We start from the raw sequence: 21828 nt of genomic DNA, 5'->3' as shown, positions 1-21828 counted from the left end.
GAGCGAAACCCGGCGGCCTCCAGGTGGCCGGTGATGAAGTGCTGCGGGGCGGGGGGTAAGGCATCCATGAGGCGGGAGCGTAGCGGGTACCCGCCTCACCTTTGGATCGCGCGCCGGCCTCTGGGCAGTGCCCCGCGCACGGGACCGGTCTGCGGGGCGTCGGTGCGTTCGAGAGTCACCTCTTCCTCCACCGGCCGGCTGCGGGGCTCCAGCAGCAGCACCTCCAGGTACACGCGGGCGCCCGCTCCACGCCGGTTCGGGACCGGCTCGGACATGTTCGTCGCCACGACCTCCCCCGACGCCTCCAGCGCCCGCATGAGAGCTTCCGCGGTCCGCCGGGCCCGGTCCGGGTCGGAGTCCATGAGCCGGATCTGCGACATCAGTTCCTCCCTCCGGACAGCGCCGCGCGGCCCCGGGCCGGCCCCGGCTCTCCGACCCCGTAGCCGTCCATCGTCCAGGCCGCCCGCTCCCACACCGGCTCGGTGCCGTCCGCGATCCGGTGCAGAAGGCCGACCATCGACTGCGCGTCGGCCGCCACATCCAGGGACCGCGTCCACGGGATGGCCGCCCCGTACTCGGGGATGCAGGGGTGCGTGCTGGACGGGTGGTCGGTGAACCCGTACCAGGAAGCCCAGACCCGCGCGACGGACGCGTTGGCCGATGAGGCGTGCGCGGCCCACGGGTGTAGCGGGTCGCGGCCGGAGACGACCGGCCCCGAGTTCGGTAGGAGCAGCAGGGCCTGCGGGTAGCGGCGGCTGGGGCCCATGTGGTCGGGCTCCTCGACCACGCGGCGGTCCGCCAGGAGCGAGTCGAGGCGGTCGAGGACGGCGCAGCGCTCGGGGCTGCCGTGCTCCCCGGCAGGGGCGGCGTAGAGGAGGTGGCGGTCGTGCACGGCGACCACGGCGACGCCCTGCGTCTCCGGCAGCAAGTCCGGCTCGACGTCCACGACCAGCAGCACGGCGGCCGGGTCCGCGACCAGCTCGCGCGCCAGGGCCTGCGCCTGGTCGTGCTGCTCCCACATCGTCATCGCGTACCGGCACGGGTCGCAGAACCGGCCCTTGCCGAGCGGGTTCCGCTCGTGGGCGCCGCACCGCCGGCACTGGTGCTGCAACTCCCGGGCTCGGTCCAGGGCGGCCCGCTGCGCCGGGGTGGCCCCGCGCTTCGGCACGGCCTCGCCGAGCGGGTACAGCGGTGCGTAGCAGTTGCCGTGGTAGAGCACCTGGCCGACCGGGTTGCCTCCGGGCTTGAGCGGCGGGTCCTGCTGGGCGAGCTGCGTCTTGGTGAGCAGTTCGGCGGGTACGGCGCCCCACGTGGTGTACCGCGGGAGCCCCTCGATAGCTGGTACGGACCCAGGCACAGCTTCCTCCTCATGTAGCCGATTTCCTTCGTCTCATTGATAGCGCACAAGCGAAGGGAAATTCAAAGCAAATGAAGAATTCGTCAGTTCGGCCCATTCCGGCTTGGCGGGGTAGCGTTTATCTTCTATCAAGGTTGATAGAAATTTCCCCGTCGGGTGGCTGCGGAGCGGACGGCGGGATCTCCTCCCTGGGCCAGGGCCCGTACCGCTCCAGCCCCTGCCGGACGATGCGCGCCACGGAGTGCACGGCGGTGAGCAGCTCGTCCCGCTGCTCTTGCTGCTCTGCCGTGTAGTCGAGACTCTGGTAAGTCAGCCCGACCTCCTCCAGCTTGGCCAGGGGCGCCTCGCTCACGCGGACGGCGGCAGTTTTCAGCGCCTTGACCAGCTCATATGGGAGTTCGTAGGTTCTGCTGACGAGCGAGCCGGGGTAGTGCCGGCCGACTCCTCGGCCCGAGAGAGTGGCCAGCTCCTCCTCGTCCTGGGTGAGAGGCGCCCAGGGTCCGGCGAGGTCGTCCTCTGCAAGCCGGCACTCGATCGCACTCTGGACGATCAGGTTCAGCGTCGGCCAGACCTCGGCGCTGCGCATCCGCCTGACGGTGAGCCGTGCTGCACTCCCGGAGAGCCCTTCGTCCTGGAGTTCTTTCGCATAATCGGCCATTTCCCGTCGATGTTTTCTACTGATGGCTTTCAGTCGCGCAGCGTGGACTACATCAATAGCGGCCGTGATCTTTTCAATCGAATTTTCGGATTTCATCCGTCGGCCCTTTCTCATCTATCAACCTTGATACTCATCTATCAAGGTTGATAGACGAGACCGTCTTGCGCCCCCTCGTGTTCAACGAGGAGACGGGGCGGGAGCTACTGCGTGGGGTGCTGCGACAACCAGTCGTTCAGCTCGTGGGCCGGGCCGAGGATCAGTGCCCGGTTCCAACGCGCGTCGCCCTGGACCTTGGCGCGCCCCTCCTCGATCCGGTCGATCAGCCGGTACGCCGGGGACCAGAACGTGGCCCCTGCCGGGTCGGTGTTCATCGCCTTCCGCAGGGTTCGGGCGTTCGCGACGATCTCGTTGAGATCAGGATCGCAGTCGTCCGGGCATCCGCCCCACGCCAGCTTGTTGAGGTCGTCCGCGTAGGCCTTACCCGCTGCTGACACCGACGGCGGCTTCTCGCTGGGGCTCGCGGCCGGCGCCTTCGCCGCCGCCTCGGCCCCGCCGCATCCCGTCATACCGAACGTCACCGCGCCGAGCACCAGCAGGCTCGCGGCGGCCCCCCACCCCTTTGTCATGCCGAAGATCATGTCACGTGGGTCCGGCATGGCTGAGCCCTTCGGCCATGCCGGACCCACGAGTTGCTCACACTGTCGCCGCGGCGGTCGCGTCCGCACCCTTCGTCGGTCCGGACGCGGGGAGGGAGCGCGGCACGGTCCGGTACGCCATCGCCCGGCCGTGCTTGCCGGCCTCCTCCACCCAGCCCTTCCGCCGCCACTGCCCCAGCGGGCCGTTCACCGAGGAGCGTGCGGCGAACTGCGGCAGGTCCATTGCCACCAGGTCGTCCACGGTGATGCCGCTGGGGCCCGCTTTCTCGACCGCCTGCCACAGCGCCAGGTGTCGCTCGTCAGCGATCTCCGTCCCGTCGGGGAAAGTCGGTACGGCGCGCAGCAGCGGACGGCCGCCCCCGGGCCCCCCAGAGGGAGGCGTGGGCGGCCGCGGAGGAGTCGGGTCGTCCTCGGGCTCGGGCTCCACCTGCGGGTGTGGCCGGGCTTCGCTGCCGACCTCCTCGCACGCGTACCGATGGTTCATCGCTCCGATCTCGTCGTCGGTCATCCAGTACGCGCGGGACTCCACTGGCACACCGTGCTGACGGTCCCACCGCAGGAACTTGCCCGGGGCGTCTAGCTCGTCCAGGCACCAGCCGTCACCATACGCACCGGGCCCAAAGATCAAGTTGGCGGTCGTGGACTCCTTCGCGCCGAGACCGATGCGCACCTGATACTGCTGGCGGCCGTCGGTGTTTCCACCGAATACTCGGTTTGAGGGCGACTGCGTGGCGCATACCAGGGTGATGCCGACGAACCGCGCCACCTGGAGCAGCGACTCGATCAGCTTGGCGGTGGCCGGGACCTGGCGCATCAGCTCGGCAAGCTCGTCGATAAACACGAACCATGCCGGCCCGTGCTCCCCCGGCACCCACTTCTTTACCGGCTTGCCCAGCTTGTCTCCGAGGGCGGACAGGTACTTTCCGCGGCGTTCGACCTCAGACCACACGAACTTGAGCAACTGCATCGCGCGGCTCGGACTGTCGGCGAATCCGAGCGCGCAGCTGCGCCATGGGCCGAGCTCGACCGCGCCCGGCTTCAGGTCGACCAGCAGCACCTCGGCGTCCTTGCACGCCACGGCGTAGGCGATCAGGACGGACTGGAGGCTCGACTTGCCGTTGTCGCTGGCCCCGCCGATCAGCACGTGGTTGTACAGCAGGGGCACCAGCACGGGGTGCCCGAAGGCGTCGAGGCCGAGAGCGGCCGGCTCGTGGCATGTCGTGGTGGACGGACCCGGCCAGGGGAGCGTGGCCGCGAGGGGGTCGGACTCGTACAGCGTGACGACGAGCTCGTTGTCGGTTATCCCCTTGGCGAGCCTCAGCTTTCCCGGAAGTCCCAGGTTCGCAGCGAGCTGTTCCTTGCGGGCGATGACCTTCTGCGGCGCGGTGTTTCGGCCGGGCGGCAGGACGACGACCGCGCGCCACCCGAAGGGGGTGTAGTCGAGGGCGGTCACGTCTACTGCGGGGACGGAGAGCATGGCGACCAGTGCCCGCAGTAGCGCGGTCTCTTCCGCTGTCGAGCCGGTGATGCCCGGCGCCAAGGTGTTGTCACCCAGCCCGCGCGCAGTGACCCCGGCCTTGGCCGCCTTCACCTGAAGGGCAAGGCGGTCCTGACGCGATTTCACGAGCCAAGGTACGTAGACGGCGTACGCTCCGCCGGTCGCGACTGCGCCGGCGATCAGCGAGGGTACCGACGGGCCGAGCCCGGCGCCGATCCACGCGTCGGCCATCATGACCAGGCCGCCGGTGCCGGCCGCCGCGATCGTCTTGTTCTTGTGCTTGAGGCCCCCTGCGGCGAGGGCTCCCGTGGCGGCCAGGGCAAGCCCGTAAACGCCGTGCTCGGGCAGGCTGACGCCGTCGAGGTGGTGGAGCCAGGACAGTCCGGTCAGGCCGCCTGTTGCGGCGCCGGGGGCGAGCTCGTAGCGGCGGCGGGAACACCAACGGCAGGCCGCGCCGAACGCGCTCGCGGCACCCAGCGCCGCGCGGGCGAGTATCGAGTCATGCGAGGGGTGCGGGGGCACAGCAGTCTCCTGGGAAGTGACGTGACGTGGGTGCGGGAAGGAACCCCAGGTCAGGGGTTCGTCACGTCACATCAGGACGGAGACGCTGGTACCGGAGAAGGCGAGGAGCCAAGGCATGGATATGCCCTCCTGGTGGGGTTCGGAGCGTTGAAGCCGGGGCGCTTGCTCGTGCGCCACAGCAGGGGTCCGGGCCGAGACCCGGTATGCGGTTATGGGGCCAGACTACCGGCGCTGATCAGCAGACACCGAGAAAAGATCTTGGGGCAGGGGTGTCTCACGCTTTCCGTCCCACAGGAACACCCGGACGTCCGACTCCTCCACGGGGCCGAGACGCGACTGGAGATGGTGCATCACGTAGCCGACCTTCATGCTGCGAAGGTCCGGGAAGGCGTTCCAGTGGACCGGGTCCATCCCCGCCTGGCTGCGCCACATCCGGCCGTTGTGCATGACCTCGGCCACGATCAGCAGGGTGGGAAACGAGCTGCTGCTCATCCGCGGAGCTCCAGCAGCAGGGTGGTGGCCTTGTCCCAGCAGGTTCCGCAGGGCTGGCCAGCGGAACCGCAGATGATGTCCGCGAGGCGCGACGTCAGGTCGCGGTTCTGTTCGGCACCGCGGGCCAGGCGTACGGCCGCGTCGGCCTTCCGCAGGCACGAGTTGCAGGCCTTCGTCTTCCCTTCGCGGCGCCCACAGATCGTCAGGGATGCCTCGCGGAGCAGGTCGACGCGGCTCGGGATGGTGATTGTGCTCATGTCTCTCCCCCAGGGCACAGCCCCCTGCCTGAAGATCGAGGTCGGCGGGCGCCGACGCAGGGGGCTGTGCACGGGATAGACGGAGCGGGCCCCGGATTCGTTACACCGCGGCGGACGGATCCGGCAGCGGGACCGCTCGCACCCAGCCGTCCGGACCCTCGTACTCCATCCCCGAGGTGGCGTGGACCGTCACCGGTACGGTCTCGTCGTCCAGGCGCACAACGAGGTACTGGCCCGCGGTGTCGATGATGGTGCCGGGCCGATCGTGATGCCGAACACGGAGGCCCAGCGCGACGGTGATGCCGATGCGGGCGGCCAGCCCGTAGTAGGCCCGGATGTGGTCCAGGTCGGAGTCCTGCCGGTCCGCCGTCGCGTACAGGCTTCTGCAAGCCGGGCGTCGGCAGCGGGCGCCGGGGGTGATCTCGTGCGCTCCGACGGCCGCGCCGGTGTCCATGAGGATGTGGACGGGGTCGCACGCGGCCCCGATCCCGTGCATGCCGCCACCCACGAGGTACCGCTCGGTGAACACCGCGACGTGGCTCGACTTGTCGCCGTGCACGTTCGGAGACGACAGGTACGTTGCGTCCCGAGAGCTCGCGGCGAGCTGCCCCCTGTAGAGCGCCGGTGCTCCGTGCGCGACGGGCTCCCCGTCCGCGCTGATGCTCTGCGGCGCCGGCCGCCGTTCCATCGCCTTCACAGGCCTTCCCCTCTCCCCTGGTCCACGATGACCAGCGACATCCTGATGCGGGCGCCGTTCTGGCGCTCGCCTGCTCTCGGGTCGACGCCGGTGACGATGCTCGCGTTGTCGTCCTCGAACACCCCTGCGTCGGCCAAACCGTCCACGGCGGCTTTCGCCGACAGCGCCCAGTTCGACGGGTCGAAGACGCGGGTGCGCGCCTTCGGGCGCACGACGTACAGCACGCGGGCCTGGGTCAGCTGCGGGATCGCGGCGGTACGCGCGAGCACTGCTGTGGCTTCCCGGATCGCGGCCGCGGCCTTCCGCTCCCTCGACCAGTGCCAGCGTCGCACCTCGTTCGCGTTGATCAACTCCATGTCCGGCAGGTTCAGCACCCAGTGGGGCGCCCCGCCGACCTCGGCGTCCATATCCCACTCGACGTAGGTCGTGGTGCTGCTCAGGCTGGCAGCGGTACGGCGCCCCATTGCCGGGTGCGTCACGGCAGTAGCCCCGGCACCGAGCCGCGCTCGGAGGCCGGGGTAGCGCGCGGCCTCCCTTGCGCTGATGCGGATCACCACGTCATGCCTCCAGGTCGGGGCGGTCATGGTGTGCTTCTCCAGGGGCTTCGGTCTCGCGGAGCTGCTGCTGTAGGGCCTGCATGTGCAGGTCAAAGCCCTCGAAGTGGCCGTCCCTGTCGTACCGGCTCGGGTCCATCCAGTCCCCGGCGGAACAGGCCGCGGCGAACAGGGCCGCCTCCGCGCCGAACAGGGACCTCGTCGTGCCGACCGGCTCCAGCAGGAGACGGTGTTCGCGGCGAGGGCCGTCCATCAGCGGATCCTCGGTGTAGTGCTGCATGGTGGTGCAGTCCTTTCGGAGCGTTGCGGGCTCGGGGCGTGCTCGTGACCCCTGGCCTTGGTGAAAGTGTGAGGAGCCTACGGTTCGAGGCTCTGGCCGGGCAGGTTCAGGGTGCGGGTGGCCGGCGGGTAGTCCCCCGTCGCGCTGGTGTCCAGTCCGAGGGACCAGACGGTGACGGTGTGCTCGAAGTCCTGCCGGACCTGGTGGTAGGTCTCGCTTTCGGCCTTCAGGAAGCGTGCGGCCGCCGTGCTGTACGTGCTGGACTCCGTCGTGCAGGTCAGCAGGTCGCCGATCGCGGCGTCGAGCGCGAGGTACCAGTTCCCCAGTGTCGTCGCGAGGGATCGGATCATCGGGTACGTCTGAGTGGGCCCGAACTCGCTGACGTGCCAGTGCACATGCGCGAGGTCGAAGCCGTCGAACGTGTCGGGGATCCCGGCGGTGGCCTCGCGGTATCGGGCGATGGCCTCCAGCTCGGCGGGGGTGAACTGCTGCGTCTCGTATTCGTGGACGGCCAGGACGTCGTCGTGCATGCTCACGCCTCCGTCGCCGTGGTGAACAGCGGGACCAGGGCGGGGTCCATCCGGTAGCCCTGAACCTTCTTGTGTGAGGGCTTCTCGCGGTCGTACTCCGGGGTGATGGGGGCGGGCATGTTCGCCGGCCACAGGCCGTCGCGGGCGCCTGCGGTGAGGGTCTTGGTCAGGGCGATGGAGGGCCCAGCGAGGTCGCGGCCCATGTCGCGCAGGTCGGCGGCCGCCCGGTACCCGCCGCCCGCGAGGACGTCGTTGATGAGCGTGCGGGCGGTGGGGGTGGCCAGGCGGTGGAACGCGGCCGCGCGCTCCACCGTCCACTCGGCGTGCTGCTCGATGGTCAGGCCGTCCAGGTGTTCGGCGACGAGGGCGAGCAGCTTCGCCTCGAACTCCGGTGACCCTTTGATCGTGATCGGCATCTCGTTCCTTCCGACAGAGCTCACCCTGTGAACTGTGAGAGACCTAGATCATAGGGTGGGTCTGCGGGTGAATCACTTCGCGCGGCCGAGAACACCCCTCTGAGTGAACTCCCGCGCCCTCGAAGGGGCCCTGACGACTGGTTAGGTTCGCCTTACCGGTTATTCTATTTTGAATAACCGGTACCTACTGGGGCGGGGAACGCGTGACCGAGAACGAGCACGGCCAGGGTGAGCATGACGGCGGAGAGCAGTCGCGGGGCAGGGGCATGAGCGCCGACCGGGCGAGCGAGTGGGAGCACCCGCTGGCGACCTGGCGACCGGCCGAGCCGGAGCAGCGCGACGGGCGCATCGCGCGACAGCAGCAACCGGTATCCCCGGGCGACCGGCTGAGCCACCTCGGGCACGTCGAGCGCCCCGAGCAGGTGTACGCGATCATGAAGCCGGTGCCGAACAGCCTGCCGGAACCGGCCGACACCGAGCAGTGGTCGGCGTCGTTCGCGGCCGCCGCGCGGCACGTGCCGCTGACGATCGACTTCGACCCGCAGCCGAGCATCAACGGGTGGGTCACCCGCGGCGGCACCGGCAAGACCTCCACCGCCGGCACCGAGGGTATCGCCGTGGAGCCCACCGGCCCGGCCGCCGACTCCTCGGTCGACGGCGCAGTCAAGCCGGGGGACCGCTCGTGACGCACACGCGCGGATACAGCCCCCGCGGCGAGCGGCCGGAGCCGACGACGGCTCCCGCCACTCCCCCGCCGGTCTCACCGCCCACGGGCCCGAGCATCGACGCCCATGCCGAGATGATCGCCCAACTGGGCCTCTGGCACGGCTTCTTGAGAGCGCGGGCGGCAGAGACACCGGTCGTGAATCCGCTCTTCCACGAGTCCCTGGGGTACGCAATGGGGGCCGCCGAGGCGTTCCTGGAGCATGCGGACATCGTCGGCGCAGTGCGCAAGCTGGAGTGGATGCGCAACGAGGCGGACCGCTGGGAGCGGCACCCGGACTTCCCCGGCGGCGCTCCGGCGGATGCGTCGGACGGGAGTCACTGATGTCTGGCGTCACCCCTGAGCGCGACGCGCTGCGCTCTCACCTGGAGCAGCTGTTCGAGATGGCCTACGGGCCGATCCTGGGGCTCCTGACCGGGCGCACCGGCAACCCGGAGAAGGCTGCGAACCTCACCGAGCGGGTGTTCGTAGCGGCCGCCCTGGAGGGCACCATCCGGACCACTGAGCAGTGGAGCAGCTGGCTGTACGAGGCTGCGGGCCGCGTGTATGACGAAGACTTCCTGGAGAGCTGCGGCATCCGCCCGTGACGGCCAGACAGTGACTGAAGTGACTGAAGTTCGGAAGATGGAGAGCGAAACCGTGACGTCGCCCGTGGGCTGGATCGCCTTTCTCCGTGCCCGAGTTGAGGAGGAGAAGCGTCTTGCCCACGCGGCGGCCGCCGACGGTTGGTGGGACCCGACCGAGCCCGGCGCCCGGCGCTTCGGCGTCGAGGCGGCTGGCCGGCTCGTCGTCTCCGTCCTGACCGGCCGCGGCGTCAAGGCCGACCATGAGCTCACCCGCCACATCCTCAGCCACCAGCCCGGCCGCGTCCTCGAAGACCTGGACGCGAAGGAACAGCTCCTCGACTACTGCGAGGTCCTCGGCACCGCGATCCCCCCTCAGCTCCTCGCCATCGTCCGCCAGTTTGCGGAGCCGTTCCACGACCACCCCGACCACCCTGTACGCACCCCGGAGGCGCCATGAGCACGGACGTGGAGGTCATCAATGCCGAGCTGGTCGAAGGCGACATCGTCGTCCGACCGCTGGCCGACCGGCCGAGCCCGCGGTACGTGGTCACGCAGCACACGATGCTCGGCCCCGGGCAGCTCCCTCCGCTGGCCGACGAACAGCCGGCCTGGAGGGACGAGGACTTCCGACTGTCCGAGGAGGACATCGCCGACCTGGAGGAGCCCGACCTCGCCCAGAACACCATCACCAATCGCGACTCCACCACCAAGGCCTTCGAGGCGTGGTGCGCAGCCCAGGAGCCGCCCCGGCTCGCGCATCCCTGCACGACCGCGACGTACACCTCCTACGGCCTGCACCTGATCCGCAGGGGCAAGGCGGGCGAGTACAAGCCCGACAGCGTCGGGCAGTTCATGTCCCGGATCTGGAACTGGCAACCCGTCGACCTCCGTCCCGATCCGAGCCGGTTCAAGGGTCGCCTGCGCGTCTGGAGGAAGGAGTGGGCCAAGGCCGGCGGCGAGGTCAGGCGGGCCCCGGCCGTCACGATCGAGTACAACCTGCGCATCATCGCCGCGATCGACGAGTCCACGAACATCGGCAAGCGGGACGCCTTCCTGGCCGCGCTCGCCTACTGCAACCTCCACCGGGAGTCCGAACTCACCGACCTGCTCCGTGGGCGCATCAAGGTCTACGACACCGGCCTGCACGTCGTCACCGCCACGTCGAAGACTGACCAGTCCGGCAAGGGCTCCGGCCGGTTTCTCGAAGATCGGGAAGACCTCCAGTTGGTGCGGCGGGCCCGTGCCTGGTTGGGTGTCCTTCGGGAACTGGATGCCGATGCAGCGCACCTGCCGGTTTTCCGCGCCCTCACCGTCAAGGGCGCGCTGCGGAAGTACCCGGCCGACCGCGAACGGGGAGTCCGCATGCGGCCCGGGTCCCTGGACGCCCGGCTCCAGGAGCTCGCCGAGCGCGCCGGCGTCCCGTACATCGACGGGAAGAAGGTCACGTCCCACGGATGGCGGGCTGGCGCCAACACCGACATGATCGAGGCTGGTGTCCCCCTGCTCGACCGCAACATCGCAGGCCGGTGGCATGAGGAGTCGCACACCGCCGATACGCGGTACGACCGCCGGCACGGCCGCGGTGCCCGGGACCCGCTCGCCAACGTGCCGCTGTACGGCGGCCCGGCCCACGCAGCCGTCGCTGAGGCCCGGCATGCCGCCGTTCCCACGGAACCGCAGGCCGGTAACAGCACTGGACAGTAACCATCAACCGCGGCTGCCCTTGCACCACTCGGCTGCCGAACGGTTAGACCGCCTGGCGTAGCCACGTGCGAGCCCGCTCGTCCAGCTCAAGTGCCGAGCGGGCGCCACGCGCCCGGAACGGTGCGAGGTCGGTGCGCATGGAGCGTACGGACTTGACGGTTCGGGATGATCGGATGCCGGTCATGGTGTCGAGTGCCCTGTCCCAGGTCGCGCACGCCGCTTCGATCTGTCCCTGCTTGAGCTGGGCACCACCCTCGGCAGCGGCTGACAGGGCAGCGATGCGCTGGTGTTCGGTGGAGGCGTAGCGCTTACGCGCACCGGCGTGGTGGGCTTCGGCGGCGGCGTGGTCGCCCAGCCGGGTACAGATCTTGGCCGTGTGGGAATCTACGGTTGCGAGGGGCATTCCCCACATGGTCGCCCAGCCCACCATCTCGCCGGTCTCTCCCCGCAGCGCGAGTTCACGGGCCCGTTCGGCCTCTCTTCGCGCCTCGACGTGCCGGCCGGACTCAGCAAGGGCACGCGCCCGGCAGATGACGAACAGGGACTCGGTGGCCGGGTCTACCCCGCGGCTCAGTTCCAGAGCAGTGTCGGCGAGTCCGAGGACGTGTTCTGGCCGCCCGTTGTCCATCCCGTGGTGGGCGAGGATCCGCAGGACATATGCCTGGTCTGCCTGGTTCTCTGCACGGCGTGCGAGGCTGAGCGCCTGAAGGTAGTAGCGCTGGGCGAGCCCATGCTCGCTGGCGTCGTACGCCTTCCATCCGGCGAGGTAGGCGAGCGATCCGGCGGCGGAGAACATCTCCTTGCGTAGTTCGTCGCTCTCGAACCGCGATTGGCACAGGCGTCGCACGTCGTCGGTGAGGTACTGAACAACGGTGCTGCGGCCGTGCTGTCCACCATGGCGCTCATCGATGGCCGTGAACATGGCCACCATGTCACGGACGGCCGCAACTTCAGCTGCTCCCGCCACGCCCCCAGCAATCGCGCGGGCGGTGCGCGCCTGCGCCTCGCTGGCTACGCCGAGGGGCAAGGCGGCGGCGGCCACGGAGTACGCGGCTCGCGTCAAGAAATCTCGTCGCTCGATGTCAGCTCTCCCAATCCGCCCCAGCGTCTCCACTGGGTCGTCTTCGACGGTAAGCCCCAAGTTGGCTTCACCGGAATGGGCATCAGCTGAATCGAACCCGAGATCGTGCAGGGTTAGCGGTTGGCCGACCTTCCTCGACAGGAACTCGCACAGGTACCGAGCCGTCGTCGGATTGGGCTGCTTGCCGCCGACCCAGAACCCGACGGTCCCCTTGCTGGTACGGAGGGTGCTGTTGCCAGAGGCATTTGCCACGGCCTGTACCCCTTTGGCGACTGCTTCATAGCTCAGCTCGGCGCGTGCGATGACTCGCGCCAACTTCTCGTTTCGCGCCCGGTCCATGGCCCAACGCTACTGCTTGGTGCGCGGGTTGTCGGTTGTACGCGTTGTACGCATTGAACCTTGACCACACCTGGTCACCCTCCGCACACGGGAGTTCACTGATCACGTCGACTGGAGGTCCGGGACCGGAGGTCGACCTCCGCAACGTCCCCTCTCGCGAAGGACCGACCCATGGAACCCGAAACGGTAGCCAGCCCGGTCCAGCAGTTCCCGCGGCGCACACCTGACCGCACGAGTCCGAAGGTCAAGGGCATTGACTGGGTGCCTCGCCAGACCGATGACGAGCTGGCACGCATGGCGGAGATCCTGCGTGCGGGGCAGCCGGTGGAGCCCCTGTACGACCTGCTCGACCAGGTGCTGGGGGCCGACGCCCGCCCGGGTGACGTCGAGATCGAGGAGTTGACCGAACGGTTCCGTGGCGTCCTCATGCAGCTGGTGGCGGTGGTGGTGGACCGGATTCGCTACCGGCCCGGCAGCAAGACCGAGACGCTGGTCGAGCGAGCACGGGAGCTCCGCGCGGAAGACGCCCCTGCAAACGTGACGCCCATCGCGCACTTACGTCGTCTCGCCCTGGTCACCGAGGACGTGCTCGATCTCCTTCTCGATGGCTCGCCTCAGGCGGGTGCCGCATGACGACGACCGAGAACACCGTTGGACAGCCGCTGTCCGTCACTCTCCTCCCGCCGGTCGAAGCCGTCGACTACGAATGGCACCGGCTTCGGCTCGCCGAGCCCGAGCTTGTCGATCAAGGCGTCGCCATCTGCCTGTTCCGCATTCCGATGCTCGCCGTCCCCGTCAGCAGGACGCGGCGTGGCGGGTTCTACGCCGTGCATCACCGCGGCGTAGCGCTGGCCGTGCGTGACCTTCTGGCGGAAGTTCCGGGGTTCCCGGACCTGCGCATCCGCCACGCCCTGACCCCGAGCACCTGCCAGGTAGTCGAGTGGGGCGGCCAAGCGCCGCTGGCCGACGATCCCACGCTGGGCCAGTTCTACGGCTACCGGCACAGCGCCATCGCCATGGTCATCGCCGCCAAGAGAGACCCCGGCCGCCGGCCCTCACCCGCCTTCTGAACCTCCTGGACCGCAACAACACCCTTCGAGAGGACGCCCAGCATGTGCCAGCACGTACCGCCCTGCCCCGCGGCAGAGGCATCCGACCGGGAGGCCGCGCGCCTAGTGGCGCACCGCCCGGAGCAGGGCTGGAGTCTGCTGTGCAACGGCGTCCTGTCCTTCGAGGACACCGGTGAACTCCTGCCGGACGGCCAGATCGTGGCGCCTCACAGGCCGGTCGCCAGGAAGGTTGCAGCGTGAGCCCGCGCAGGCAGCTGTACTGGAAGGGCTTCCGTGTCCCGTTCGTGGCTCCCTGGTCGGAGGAGAAGTCCCGACCCGGCCGGATCGTTCGCCGGGAGGGGGTCGGCGGCCAGGGTATCGGGTACGAGGACGAGCACCCCATCGACCGCAGGGACGGGGTGCTGTGGGTCCGGACGTCCGCCACCCCCGGATGGGGCCGGCCCGAGCTCGCGGGGGTACACGCCCTCCGGCAGCGGCAGGCCATCGCCCACATGCTGTGCCAGGTGTGCGGCGAGTCGACCATCGGCTGCCGAGGGTCCGACGAGCGGCACCTGTTCCTTCTCGCGGCGAAGGACGGTGAACCGATCCAGGAGAACGAGACCACTCTCAGCCCTCCGATCCACGTCTCGTGCGCCCTGGAGTCCGTCCAGCACTGCCGCCACCTCCAGCGTGGCCACACCGCGGCGCTCGTGGAGCACTGCCCGCTGTGGGGTGTTGCGGGGATTGAGTACGACGCGAAGACCATCCGCCCCATCGAGGGCGACGAGCTCACCTTCGTCTCGTACACCGAGGAGGCCCGCCTGCGCTGGACGCTCGCGGCGCGCACCGTGATCTCCCTCCACGGTTGCACCACGGTCGATCTCTCCAAGCTCGCTGCCGAGACGGTACCCGCCTGACCACGATCTCGGTGGTCCCGAGCCCCCGCTCTTGGCCGGTGCTCCACGACAGCCCGGCCGAGAGCGGGCCAGATTCGAACGCTTCCCTCCACTGCCCATGGGCAGTGTTCTCCGATCGCTCTAATTGTCGATTCCCAGGGGGTCCAATGATCAGCCCCGTACCTATTCCGGCCGGCACGTTCACCATCGGCAAGACCTTCGACTTCGAGGCCGGCCACCGGCTGCCCAGTCTCCCGCCCGACCACAAGTGCAACCGGCAGCACGGGCACAGCTACCAGGTGGAGGTCATCCTCACCGGGTCCTCCCTGAACGGGCCGGGCTTCGTGACCGACTTCGCAGACCTCGCCCCCTTCAAGAGGTTCTTGGACACCGAGCTGGAGCACCAGAACCTCCACGAGGTCCTCCCCTTCGAGCCGACCTCCGAACTCCTGGCCCGGTTCCTGGCCGGCTGGTTCGTCCAGAACGTTCAGCCGGGCATCCCCGGCAAGCTCGTGGCCGTCCGCGTCCGCGAGACCGCGCGCAGCTGGGCCCGCTTCGACCTGGTGGAAGCCTGATGCCTCCCGAAGCGGCACCGCTGCCGCTCGTCGCAGCCGAAGAAGACGTGCGGCTCATTGTTGCCGAGCGCTTCGGCATCGAGCAGCCCACGTTTCAGGGCGAGGGGCCCAGCTGCGGGCACCCGGCCCTGTTCATCCGGCTGTCCCGATGCAACCTGACGTGCACTCGCTGCGACACGAAGGAAACCTGGGACTGGAGTCAGTTCGACCCCCGCAAGGAGTCCACGAGCCACACGGTGGCGGACCTGCTCGCCTGGGCCACCTCCTCGCCGGTCGAACTCGTCGTGATCACCGGCGGCGAGCCGCTGATCCAGCAGCGGAAGCTGATTCCCCTCGTCCAGGGCCTGCTCGCGGCCGGCAAACGGGTGGAGTTCGAGACGAACGGTACTCTCGCACCGCTCCCGGAACTGGTCGTCTACGGAGTCCAGTTCAACGTCTCCCCCAAGCTCGACAGCTTCGGCGTAGCCGAAGAAAAGAGCATCAGGCCGGCCGCCCTCCAGGCTTTCGCCGCCTCCGGGCGAGCCGTGTTCAAGTTCGTCGCCAGCTCGGTGTCGGACCTCGACCGGATCGCCGAGCTCGTCAGCGCGTACGACCTCGTACCGGTGTGGGTCATGCCAGAGGGCGCCACACCCGAGGCGGTCATCGCGACCACGCGCGTCCTCGCGGACGCCGTCGCGGCCCACCGCTGGCACCTCACCACTCGGCTTCACGTCCTTGCGTTCCCCGATCCCCGCGGACGCTGACCGCCTGCCCGGTTCCCCCGTCTCCTACTCCTGGAAGCGAGACCCAAGCCCATGACGAACGCCACGGTCACGACGGTCGACAGCCAGACCCCGCCCATCCCGGCGCAGCCCGGACCGGCAGGCCAACCGGGAAGCGTTGACGTCGAGCGCGTCACCGCGCTGACCCGCGAACTGCTCATCGCTCTCGGCGAGAACCCGGACCGCGAGGGCCTGGCCGACACGCCGCTGCGCGTGGCGTCCTGGTGGAAGTCGTTCCTCTTCCCGGACTCCGAGGCCACGGCCACCTGCTTCCCCGAGCCCGCTCTGTCCGGCCAGCTGGTCGTGGTCGGCGACATGAGCGTGTGGACCCTGTGCGAGCACCACCTGCTGCCTATGAACCTCCAGGTGGCGGCCGGCTACCTGCCGGACGGCGAAGTGGTCGGCCTGAGCAAGTTCGGGCGGATCGCGCAAGGAGTCGCCGCACGGCTCCAGGTCCAGGAGCGTTTCACGCAGCAGCTCGCCGAGGAACTGGCCAGCGTGATCGGCAGCAAGGACGTGGCGGTCGCGGTCCGCGGTGCCCACCTGTGCATGAGTATGCGCGGGGTACGGATGGAGACGGCGCGGACCACCACCGTGGAGTCCGGCGGCCGTTTCCTGACCGACCCGGTGCTTGCCGCCCAGTTCATGGCCTCCGCGTCCGCGCAGTGGGGGGTGAAGTGATGGCCATCGAGTTCTCCGCCATCGCGCCGCCCGCCTACCTGGAGGCGTTCGTCGGGCAGGACCCGGCCCGCGTCCACCACGTCGCCGCGCAGCACGTCCTGTCGAACGAGACATACCGGGACTTCTTCCGCCGCGAGACGGAACGGGGCGCGGAGATCATCGTCGACAACGGCGTCTTCGACCTCGGGCACGCCCTGCCCGCGGCCGACCTCGTCAAGGCGGGGCACGCGGTCAAGGCGCGGGAGATCATCCTTCCGGACGTCATGCGGGACGGCCCCGCAACGCTCAAGGCGAGCGAGCGTGCCGCCCGCGAGATCCGCGACCTTGCAGGGGCCGACTTCCGGCTGTGCGCCGTCTTGCATGCGGCGGACGATGAGGAGTGGAAGCGCACGTACGACGCCCTCGTCTCCAACAGCGAGATCGGCGCCATCGCCCTGCCGGCCTCCCGACGGCCCGCGCCGGAAGACCAGCTGTGCCGAACCCGGTGGGCGGCCACCCGCTACCTGGAGGAGCGCGGGCTGGTCGAGGACCGGATCGTCTACCGGCTGCTCGGGCTGGGGCGCACCGGCCACTTGGAGCTGGTCGGACAGCGCGAGCACGAGTGGATCGCCTCCGTGGACGGCGCCGCCCCGGTCATCCTCGGCGCGATGGGCATCGCCCTGCTGCCCGACGGCCCGTACGAGAAGCCCAGCACACCCCGCATCGAGCACCTCGACCCGATCCCCGAGGACCGGTTCGACCTGATCCGACGCAACATCGCAGTCGTCCGGCACGCGGCCGGCAGCGACGTGCAGATCGCGCAGGCCCGATCATGACGCTGATCTCCGGTCCCCCGCTCAGCGCCGCCCTCCCCGCGGCACCCATCGAGACCGCGCGCCACACCATGGGCCCCGACAGCCTGCTGCGCTACCTGGAGATCAAGGTCCATCACCTGATCCAGGAACACGACTGGGACCGCATCCATGTCGTCGGCGACTACGACCGCCAGGCCGTGGTCTCCCGCCACGAGAAGACGGGCAAGCTGTTCAACTGGGAGCGACCCACCGCGCAAGCCGTCGGCCGCGACCTGGTGGTCAACGTGTACCCCGGCGCCGACTACGTTCAGCACTACGGCCTGATCATCGCCACCTACCTGGCGATGACCGGGCGTCCCGCCCAGACCGTCACCTACATGCCGCCCGACCCGGTTCTGTGCAGCGCGGCCGTCGACCGGCTCCGACTCGACCTCGACGGGGACCTGGTCGTCGTCGGTTGGGCTCTGGAACATCTGGCCCCGGCCGACGGGGTGTGGACGCACGGCTCGGGCTACTCCTGGCAGCGAACGACGCTTCACGGCCGCCGGGTGGTCTACCTCGGCTTCCGCCACAGCATCTGGGGCGACGTCGCCGGCCGGGTCGTCGGCCGCCTGGCCGATCTCGGCGCCATGGACGTCGTCTACGTCGGCAAGGTCGGCGCCCTGGCCCCCGAGATCGAACCGAACACCCTGCTGGCCACCGGAAACGAGAGCCTCGTCGGCGACAGGCTGGTCACCTGGAACGACTTCTTCGGCGGGTTCGCCTCCGGCCAGCCGGGCGTGCACACCGGCGTCCACGTGACCTCACCGTCGATCCTGCTGGAGAACCGCGACTGGCTGGCCAAGCACGCCGACTACGCCTTCGTGGACCCGGAGATCGGCCCCATGGGGGCCGCTGCGCGCCACGCAGGGATCGGTTTCGGCTACCTGCACGTCATTTCCAACAATCTCGCCCGGCACTACCCCGCGGACCTGTCCAATGAACGACACCGCGACGTGCTCCGGCGGCGGGCCGCCCTGGTCGACCAGATCCGCCACACCATCGCGGGCCGCCTGGCCGCACACCCGAACTGAGGAGGAACCGGCCATGACGGTCGCAGCACAACACGGGGCCTATCCCGTGCGGGGTCGGGAGATCGCCTTCGTCGGGGGCGACGGCGCCGGCAAGTCCACCCTTGCCACCCGCCTGCACAAGGCCCTGAACGATGCCGGACACCCGGCGATCCTCGTCGGCAAGCACAGCACCACCGTTCCCATGGACGACGAACTGTCTGCCTACGTCGACCGTCTCAACGCCCTGGTGTACCGGCGGGACGCCCGCGTCGCCAAGGCCTGCGGTGACCACTACTGGCTGCTGGCGCTCGCTGCCTGGTACTCCCTCCAGGACAAGCTGGTGATCCAGCCCGCGCTCGCCACGGGAACGCACGTCGTCCTCGACAACAGCCACCACAAGATCCTCGCCCGGTACGCCGTCAACCCGGCTGTCAGCAGCCAGTTGGCCGAACAGGTCTTCGGGCACCTCACCGAGCCCGACGTCGTGTTCTTCCTGAAGATCGGGGCCCGCGAAGCCCTTGCCCGCAGAGGCTCGTTCACCTCTCTGGAGGCCGGCCACTCCGGCGGCGGCGACAAGGACTTCATCCGCTACCAGGACACCGTCCTGGCCCAGCTGCGCGAGCAACAGCATCGTGGCGGCTGGCTACCGATCGACGTCACCGACATGGACGAGGAAGCGGTCTTCAAGACCGCGGCCGGGGCCCTGTCTGACCTCCTCCACCTGACCGTCTGACCGCCCCCCACCGCGAGGAACGCACCATGCCAGTGACCCGACCGACCGATGGCGAGTACGTGTGCCACGGCGTCACCTGGGCGAGCGGTAAGCCCCAGCTCCTGCTCGCCCCGCTTCCTGGCGGGCCACTGGTCTACGCCGAGGTCATGAACCAGCGTCTCGGCTACCGGCTGGGCCGTAGCGGCCGGTGGTGCACCGGCCGCTACGCCTTCACCGACACCGTCAACGTCGAAGCCGTCGCCTGCCCTGAGCGTACGACCACCGATCACAACAGCCAGTGCTTCGCGTGCGCGAGCAGGGACGAGTTCCGCTTCGCCCACCAGTTCCACCAGGGCGGCCACGCCCCCGACACCCTCATCGCGTACATGGCGCAGCCGCACTGGCTGTACCTGGCCACCTTCGCGGACGGCACCACCAAGGTCGGCACGGCGGCGGAGCCGCGCCGGCGTTCCCGCCTCGACGAGCAGGGGGCCCTCTTCGCCACCTACCTCGCCAAGAGCCCTGACGGCCAGGCCGTACGGCACCTCGAAGACGCCCTTACCCGCCGATTGGACCTGGCGCAGACCGTGCGCTCGGCGGCCAAACTCCGGGCCTTGGCCGACCTCCGCACCCTCACCGCTGCCCGGACCAGCCACGACCACGCTGTCGCCCGAGCTGCCGCGGACCTGGCCGACATGAACGTCCCCGCCGTACTGGAGGAGTGGACGCCGCCCGAGGAGGGCAACCAGCTGCGCACTCCGGACACCGAACGCGTCCTGTACCCGCACGACCTCCGGGAAGGGGAACACGGTTTCACCCCCCGCTCATGCATCGGCACCCAGGTCCTCGCCGTCCTGGAGAACGACGACGAGACGGGCTACCTGCTTGACCTCGGCGCCCTCAAAGGCCGGCGGATCGTCCTCGGCCCGTTCACGTCCCCGGGTACCGCCGTCCAGGCGTCCCTGTTCTGACCACCCCCGCTCCGGCCCGGACCGGGGTCTCCCTTCCGCGAAGCGAGGCACCCAAATGGCACCCCATGACGCCGTCCTCGGCTGGGACGAGGACACGACAGCTGAGGCGTACGAGGCGTTCACACGCGCGTTCCCGATGTACGGCACCACCAGCCGCGACCTGGGCCGTCGTGCCCGCCTCGGGGACAGCCGTCTGGTCCTCGACCTGTGCGGCGGAGCCGGAGCGACTGCGAAGGCGATCCTCGAACTCACCCCTGCTACAGCGCGGGTCATCTCCCTGGACAACGCCGCCGCCATGCAGCGCGTCGGCCGGCGCACCCTGGACGACCCGCGCCTGACCTGGGTCACCGCCGCAGCCGAAGACCTGGACCGCCACGCACCGACCGCTGAGGTCGACGCCGTGGTGTGCAACTCCGCTATCTGGAAGACCGACGTGCCGCGGGTCTTCACCGCCGTCCACACGGTGCTGCGTCCAGGCGGCCGGTTCGTGTTCAACATCGGCGGGGGGTTCGCCGGTGTTGAACACGATGACGAGAAGAGCGCCCACCCCGGGCCGTCACTGAACCGGCTGATCCACCAGGTCGCCGCCCGCGACTACGGATACGCCCCGCCCCCGACCCGACCGCCTGCTCCCAAGCTGCCGCTGGAGGCGGTCACCGCGCACCTCTCCTCCGCCGGGATGGACTTGGTCGACGCCGAGGTCGTCGCCCAGCACGGCACGGTCGCCGAGAAGATGGCGTGGCTGTCGATTCCCGTCTTTGCCCGACCCGACGGCGACTTCACCCACGCTCAGCGCATGGAGATGCTGGCCAAGGCCTACGCCCAGACCATCCCGGACGCCCAAACGGTGACCAGCTGGCTCGTCGTCGTGGCCGAGCGCCCCAAGGTTCGGCCGTGATCAGACCGGCCTCCAGCGTCCCGCGGTGCGACCACGCCAGCGTTGGCGTGCTGATCTCCGGCACGGCTGGCCTTCTCGTCTTCGAGAGGGCCACCGCGCCGGCCGGTCTTGCGCCGGTGGCCGGGCACGTCGACTCCCACGGGAGTCCGGAGAAGGCCGCCGCCGCGGAAGTCGCCGAGGAAGTCGGGCTCACCGTGACCCGCCTTCATCCTCTCCAGCAGAGTTGGAGAGCCAATCGGTGCCGCCGCCTGACCGACGGCGCGGTCGGCCATCACTGGACGATCTTCGAGGCCCAGACCAGCGGCCACATCCGCCCCTCGGCCCGCGAGGTGCGAACGCCTCGCTGGGTTCACCCCGACCAGCTTCAGCAGTACGCCCGGCGCACCGCGGCCTACGCTGCCGGAGAGATCAGCGACACCGATTTTTCTGCCCTGCCGGGCCTGGAACCGGTCTGGGTCCGCTTCCTCCACGACCTGCAACTGATCACGATGCCCAGCCAGACCCTCCACCAGATCGAGGCGGTGCTCTGACCGTGTTCCGCAGGTCAGCGGGCCCCGACAGCACGCTCGGCCGCCAGCCGGCGCACGTGCGTTCGGATGCGCTCGCGGTCCTCCGGAAAGACCGACTTCCAGGCCTCACCGAGGGCAAACCACTGCGGCGGCTGCCCGGTCTCCCCGCCCAACTGCACGGTCATCGGTACGATCGCGGCGTACGACAGGCCCAGCGTCGGCGACCAGTCGGCTCGGTAGGAACGAACGGACACGGCCGCCGGCACCTCCAACAGCTCAGCCCGCAAACCGGTCTCCTCACCCAGTTCGCGCTCCGCCGCGGCACGCGGGGTTTCCCCAGCTTCGACCTTGCCGCCCGGCGGCACCCAGCCCCGCCACCGGTGCCTCACCAGCAGCACGTGCTCGAAGGCCGGATCAGTCACCCAGACATCGGCCGACAGCGGCTCCAGAGGAAGCTGACGCGCGTGGTCCCACCATGCTCGCGCCCCATCGAACTCCAGGGCTGCCAGCCGGACATCGGCACTTGCCGAGTCCAAGATCGTCTTTTCGGTTTCACCGTGGATCACTCCGCCCACCCTATGCCCGAACTGATTCCGGCG

Annotated in this window: 32 protein-coding genes; 18 read left to right on the top strand and 14 right to left on the bottom strand. The window is 69.4% G+C overall.

Translation table 11 applies throughout. From position 1 onward, the window contains the following. Window positions 1-95: 95 nt before the first annotated feature. The 12 genes from OHS33_RS38980 to OHS33_RS38925 form a co-directional block, all read right to left on the bottom strand. On the bottom strand, window positions 96-380 hold the full coding sequence (locus OHS33_RS38980) for a hypothetical protein (protein ID WP_330335621.1): 285 nt from the start codon (window positions 378-380) through the stop codon (window positions 96-98). Next, entirely contained in the window at window positions 380-1357 is a 978-nt protein-coding gene (locus OHS33_RS38975) for a hypothetical protein (RefSeq protein WP_330335620.1), read from the bottom strand. The genes OHS33_RS38980 and OHS33_RS38975 overlap by 1 nt, the downstream gene beginning before the upstream one ends. Window positions 1358-1475: 118 nt before the next feature. Then, a complete protein-coding gene (locus OHS33_RS38970; RefSeq protein WP_330335619.1) occupies window positions 1476-2015 on the bottom strand; it encodes a hypothetical protein in 540 nt (179 codons plus the stop codon). 200 nt (window positions 2016-2215) lie between these two features. After that, entirely contained in the window at window positions 2216-2641 is a 426-nt protein-coding gene (locus tag OHS33_RS38965) for a hypothetical protein (protein WP_330335618.1), read from the bottom strand. A gap of 67 nt (window positions 2642-2708) precedes the next feature. After that, the gene (locus OHS33_RS38960) at window positions 2709-4691 is read right to left on the bottom strand and encodes an FtsK/SpoIIIE domain-containing protein (protein WP_330335617.1); all 1983 of its coding nucleotides are present in this window, start codon (window positions 4689-4691) and stop codon (window positions 2709-2711) included. A 222-nt stretch (window positions 4692-4913) separates the two neighbouring features. After that, a complete protein-coding gene (locus tag OHS33_RS38955) occupies window positions 4914-5183 on the bottom strand; it encodes a hypothetical protein (protein ID WP_330335616.1) in 270 nt (89 codons plus the stop codon). Next, a complete protein-coding gene (locus tag OHS33_RS38950) occupies window positions 5180-5440 on the bottom strand; it encodes a hypothetical protein (RefSeq protein WP_330335615.1) in 261 nt (86 codons plus the stop codon). Before OHS33_RS38950 ends, OHS33_RS38955 begins: the two co-directional genes overlap by 4 nt. 100 nt (window positions 5441-5540) lie before the next feature. Further along, window positions 5541-6137 carry a hypothetical protein gene (locus OHS33_RS38945; protein ID WP_330335614.1) on the bottom strand — a complete coding sequence of 199 codons (597 nt, stop codon included), beginning with the start codon at window positions 6135-6137 and terminating at the stop codon, window positions 5541-5543. Then, window positions 6134-6694 carry a hypothetical protein gene (locus OHS33_RS38940; protein ID WP_330335613.1) on the bottom strand — a complete coding sequence of 187 codons (561 nt, stop codon included), beginning with the start codon at window positions 6692-6694 and terminating at the stop codon, window positions 6134-6136. The genes OHS33_RS38945 and OHS33_RS38940 overlap by 4 nt, the downstream gene beginning before the upstream one ends. A 1-nt stretch (window position 6695) precedes the next feature. Further along, window positions 6696-6971, bottom strand: coding sequence for a hypothetical protein (locus tag OHS33_RS38935; protein ID WP_330335612.1), 276 nt, complete (start codon window positions 6969-6971; stop codon window positions 6696-6698). 77 nt (window positions 6972-7048) lie between these two features. Beyond that, window positions 7049-7501 (bottom strand): hypothetical protein, encoded by a 453-nt coding sequence (locus OHS33_RS38930; protein WP_330335611.1) that lies wholly within the window; start codon window positions 7499-7501, stop codon window positions 7049-7051. Window positions 7502-7503: 2 nt separating this feature from the next. Next, on the bottom strand, window positions 7504-7917 hold the full coding sequence (locus tag OHS33_RS38925) for a hypothetical protein (protein ID WP_330335610.1): 414 nt from the start codon (window positions 7915-7917) through the stop codon (window positions 7504-7506). A gap of 203 nt (window positions 7918-8120) precedes the next feature. On the opposite strand from OHS33_RS38925, the gene OHS33_RS38920 reads away from it, so the two are divergent. From OHS33_RS38920 to OHS33_RS38900, 5 genes are read left to right on the top strand one after another with little or no spacing between them, the layout of a single operon-like run. Continuing rightward, window positions 8121-8603 carry a hypothetical protein gene (locus OHS33_RS38920; protein WP_330335609.1) on the top strand — a complete coding sequence of 161 codons (483 nt, stop codon included), beginning with the start codon at window positions 8121-8123 and terminating at the stop codon, window positions 8601-8603. Next, on the top strand, window positions 8600-8965 hold the full coding sequence (locus tag OHS33_RS38915) for a hypothetical protein (protein ID WP_330335608.1): 366 nt from the start codon (window positions 8600-8602) through the stop codon (window positions 8963-8965). The genes OHS33_RS38920 and OHS33_RS38915 overlap by 4 nt, the downstream gene beginning before the upstream one ends. Next, on the top strand, window positions 8965-9228 hold the full coding sequence (locus OHS33_RS38910) for a hypothetical protein (protein ID WP_330335607.1): 264 nt from the start codon (window positions 8965-8967) through the stop codon (window positions 9226-9228). The genes OHS33_RS38915 and OHS33_RS38910 overlap by 1 nt, the downstream gene beginning before the upstream one ends. 52 nt (window positions 9229-9280) lie before the next feature. Continuing rightward, complete coding sequence (locus tag OHS33_RS38905; protein ID WP_330335606.1) at window positions 9281-9664, top strand: DUF6221 family protein; 384 nt, start codon at window positions 9281-9283, stop codon at window positions 9662-9664. Continuing rightward, a complete protein-coding gene (locus OHS33_RS38900; protein ID WP_330335605.1) occupies window positions 9661-10911 on the top strand; it encodes a hypothetical protein in 1251 nt (416 codons plus the stop codon). Before OHS33_RS38905 ends, OHS33_RS38900 begins: the two co-directional genes overlap by 4 nt. A 43-nt stretch (window positions 10912-10954) precedes the next feature. Here OHS33_RS38900 and OHS33_RS38895 read toward each other — a convergent pair whose 3' ends face one another. Then, window positions 10955-12331 carry a hypothetical protein gene (locus OHS33_RS38895; RefSeq protein ID WP_330335604.1) on the bottom strand — a complete coding sequence of 459 codons (1377 nt, stop codon included), beginning with the start codon at window positions 12329-12331 and terminating at the stop codon, window positions 10955-10957. A 171-nt stretch (window positions 12332-12502) separates the two neighbouring features. On the opposite strand from OHS33_RS38895, the gene OHS33_RS38890 reads away from it, so the two are divergent. The 13 genes from OHS33_RS38890 (at window position 12503) to OHS33_RS38830 (ending at window position 21250) form a co-directional block, all read left to right on the top strand. Further along, window positions 12503-12964 (top strand): DUF6415 family natural product biosynthesis protein, encoded by a 462-nt coding sequence (locus tag OHS33_RS38890; RefSeq protein WP_330335603.1) that lies wholly within the window; start codon window positions 12503-12505, stop codon window positions 12962-12964. Beyond that, window positions 12961-13401 (top strand): DUF6302 family protein, encoded by a 441-nt coding sequence (locus OHS33_RS38885; protein WP_330335602.1) that lies wholly within the window; start codon window positions 12961-12963, stop codon window positions 13399-13401. Before OHS33_RS38890 ends, OHS33_RS38885 begins: the two co-directional genes overlap by 4 nt. A gap of 42 nt (window positions 13402-13443) precedes the next feature. Further along, on the top strand, window positions 13444-13641 hold the full coding sequence (locus OHS33_RS38880; RefSeq protein WP_330335601.1) for a DUF5999 family protein: 198 nt from the start codon (window positions 13444-13446) through the stop codon (window positions 13639-13641). Then, window positions 13638-14297 carry a hypothetical protein gene (locus OHS33_RS38875; protein ID WP_330335600.1) on the top strand — a complete coding sequence of 220 codons (660 nt, stop codon included), beginning with the start codon at window positions 13638-13640 and terminating at the stop codon, window positions 14295-14297. Before OHS33_RS38880 ends, OHS33_RS38875 begins: the two co-directional genes overlap by 4 nt. Before the next feature lie 146 nt (window positions 14298-14443). Continuing rightward, window positions 14444-14851, top strand: coding sequence for a 6-carboxytetrahydropterin synthase (locus OHS33_RS38870; RefSeq protein WP_330335599.1), 408 nt, complete (start codon window positions 14444-14446; stop codon window positions 14849-14851). Continuing rightward, window positions 14851-15594 carry a 7-carboxy-7-deazaguanine synthase QueE gene (locus OHS33_RS38865; protein ID WP_330335598.1) on the top strand — a complete coding sequence of 248 codons (744 nt, stop codon included), beginning with the start codon at window positions 14851-14853 and terminating at the stop codon, window positions 15592-15594. Before OHS33_RS38870 ends, OHS33_RS38865 begins: the two co-directional genes overlap by 1 nt. A 51-nt stretch (window positions 15595-15645) precedes the next feature. After that, window positions 15646-16293, top strand: coding sequence for a GTP cyclohydrolase I (folE, locus tag OHS33_RS38860; RefSeq protein ID WP_330335597.1), 648 nt, complete (start codon window positions 15646-15648; stop codon window positions 16291-16293). After that, entirely contained in the window at window positions 16293-17108 is an 816-nt protein-coding gene (locus OHS33_RS38855; RefSeq protein ID WP_330335596.1) for a hypothetical protein, read from the top strand. The genes folE and OHS33_RS38855 overlap by 1 nt, the downstream gene beginning before the upstream one ends. Then, complete coding sequence (locus OHS33_RS38850) at window positions 17105-18160, top strand: hypothetical protein (RefSeq protein WP_330335595.1); 1056 nt, start codon at window positions 17105-17107, stop codon at window positions 18158-18160. The genes OHS33_RS38855 and OHS33_RS38850 overlap by 4 nt, the downstream gene beginning before the upstream one ends. Window positions 18161-18173: 13 nt before the next feature. Continuing rightward, window positions 18174-18872: a dTMP kinase gene (locus tag OHS33_RS38845; protein WP_330335594.1), complete on the top strand. Its 699-nt coding sequence runs from the start codon at window positions 18174-18176 to the stop codon at window positions 18870-18872. A 26-nt stretch (window positions 18873-18898) separates the two neighbouring features. Further along, window positions 18899-19822 carry a DUF2797 domain-containing protein gene (locus OHS33_RS38840; RefSeq protein WP_330335593.1) on the top strand — a complete coding sequence of 308 codons (924 nt, stop codon included), beginning with the start codon at window positions 18899-18901 and terminating at the stop codon, window positions 19820-19822. Between the two features lie 55 nt (window positions 19823-19877). Beyond that, entirely contained in the window at window positions 19878-20720 is an 843-nt protein-coding gene (locus tag OHS33_RS38835; protein WP_330335592.1) for a class I SAM-dependent methyltransferase, read from the top strand. Beyond that, entirely contained in the window at window positions 20717-21250 is a 534-nt protein-coding gene (locus OHS33_RS38830; RefSeq protein ID WP_330335591.1) for an NUDIX domain-containing protein, read from the top strand. The genes OHS33_RS38835 and OHS33_RS38830 overlap by 4 nt, the downstream gene beginning before the upstream one ends. 14 nt (window positions 21251-21264) lie before the next feature. On the opposite strand, the gene OHS33_RS38825 is transcribed toward OHS33_RS38830, so the two are convergent. Then, complete coding sequence (locus tag OHS33_RS38825) at window positions 21265-21795, bottom strand: NUDIX hydrolase (protein ID WP_330335590.1); 531 nt, start codon at window positions 21793-21795, stop codon at window positions 21265-21267. Window positions 21796-21828 lie beyond the last annotated feature (33 nt).

The organism is Streptomyces sp. NBC_00536 (assembly GCF_036346295.1).
Lineage (GTDB): Bacteria > Actinomycetota > Actinomycetes > Streptomycetales > Streptomycetaceae > Streptomyces.
This window is presented reverse-complemented; position numbering and strand designations above follow the sequence as displayed.

Coding starts and splice junctions, on each gene's coding strand:
- OHS33_RS38840 (WP_330335593.1), top strand. CDS start 18,899: ATGCCAGTGACCCGACCGACCGATGGCGAGTACGTGTGCCACGGCGTC.
- OHS33_RS38970 (WP_330335619.1), bottom strand. CDS start 2,015: ATGGCCGATTATGCGAAAGAACTCCAGGACGAAGGGCTCTCCGGGAGT.
- OHS33_RS38855 (WP_330335596.1), top strand. CDS start 16,293: ATGGCCATCGAGTTCTCCGCCATCGCGCCGCCCGCCTACCTGGAGGCG.
- OHS33_RS38850 (WP_330335595.1), top strand. CDS start 17,105: ATGACGCTGATCTCCGGTCCCCCGCTCAGCGCCGCCCTCCCCGCGGCA.
- OHS33_RS38955 (WP_330335616.1), bottom strand. CDS start 5,183: ATGAGCAGCAGCTCGTTTCCCACCCTGCTGATCGTGGCCGAGGTCATG.
- OHS33_RS38910 (WP_330335607.1), top strand. CDS start 8,965: ATGTCTGGCGTCACCCCTGAGCGCGACGCGCTGCGCTCTCACCTGGAG.
- OHS33_RS38890 (WP_330335603.1), top strand. CDS start 12,503: ATGGAACCCGAAACGGTAGCCAGCCCGGTCCAGCAGTTCCCGCGGCGC.
- OHS33_RS38880 (WP_330335601.1), top strand. CDS start 13,444: ATGTGCCAGCACGTACCGCCCTGCCCCGCGGCAGAGGCATCCGACCGG.
- OHS33_RS38950 (WP_330335615.1), bottom strand. CDS start 5,440: ATGAGCACAATCACCATCCCGAGCCGCGTCGACCTGCTCCGCGAGGCA.
- OHS33_RS38885 (WP_330335602.1), top strand. CDS start 12,961: ATGACGACGACCGAGAACACCGTTGGACAGCCGCTGTCCGTCACTCTC.
- OHS33_RS38930 (WP_330335611.1), bottom strand. CDS start 7,501: ATGCACGACGACGTCCTGGCCGTCCACGAATACGAGACGCAGCAGTTC.
- OHS33_RS38895 (WP_330335604.1), bottom strand. CDS start 12,331: ATGGACCGGGCGCGAAACGAGAAGTTGGCGCGAGTCATCGCACGCGCC.
- OHS33_RS38870 (WP_330335599.1), top strand. CDS start 14,444: ATGATCAGCCCCGTACCTATTCCGGCCGGCACGTTCACCATCGGCAAG.
- folE (WP_330335597.1), top strand. CDS start 15,646: ATGACGAACGCCACGGTCACGACGGTCGACAGCCAGACCCCGCCCATC.
- OHS33_RS38980 (WP_330335621.1), bottom strand. CDS start 380: ATGTCGCAGATCCGGCTCATGGACTCCGACCCGGACCGGGCCCGGCGG.
- OHS33_RS38835 (WP_330335592.1), top strand. CDS start 19,878: ATGGCACCCCATGACGCCGTCCTCGGCTGGGACGAGGACACGACAGCT.
- OHS33_RS38865 (WP_330335598.1), top strand. CDS start 14,851: ATGCCTCCCGAAGCGGCACCGCTGCCGCTCGTCGCAGCCGAAGAAGAC.
- OHS33_RS38845 (WP_330335594.1), top strand. CDS start 18,174: ATGACGGTCGCAGCACAACACGGGGCCTATCCCGTGCGGGGTCGGGAG.
- OHS33_RS38925 (WP_330335610.1), bottom strand. CDS start 7,917: ATGCCGATCACGATCAAAGGGTCACCGGAGTTCGAGGCGAAGCTGCTC.
- OHS33_RS38935 (WP_330335612.1), bottom strand. CDS start 6,971: ATGCAGCACTACACCGAGGATCCGCTGATGGACGGCCCTCGCCGCGAA.
- OHS33_RS38965 (WP_330335618.1), bottom strand. CDS start 2,641: ATGACAAAGGGGTGGGGGGCCGCCGCGAGCCTGCTGGTGCTCGGCGCG.
- OHS33_RS38900 (WP_330335605.1), top strand. CDS start 9,661: ATGAGCACGGACGTGGAGGTCATCAATGCCGAGCTGGTCGAAGGCGAC.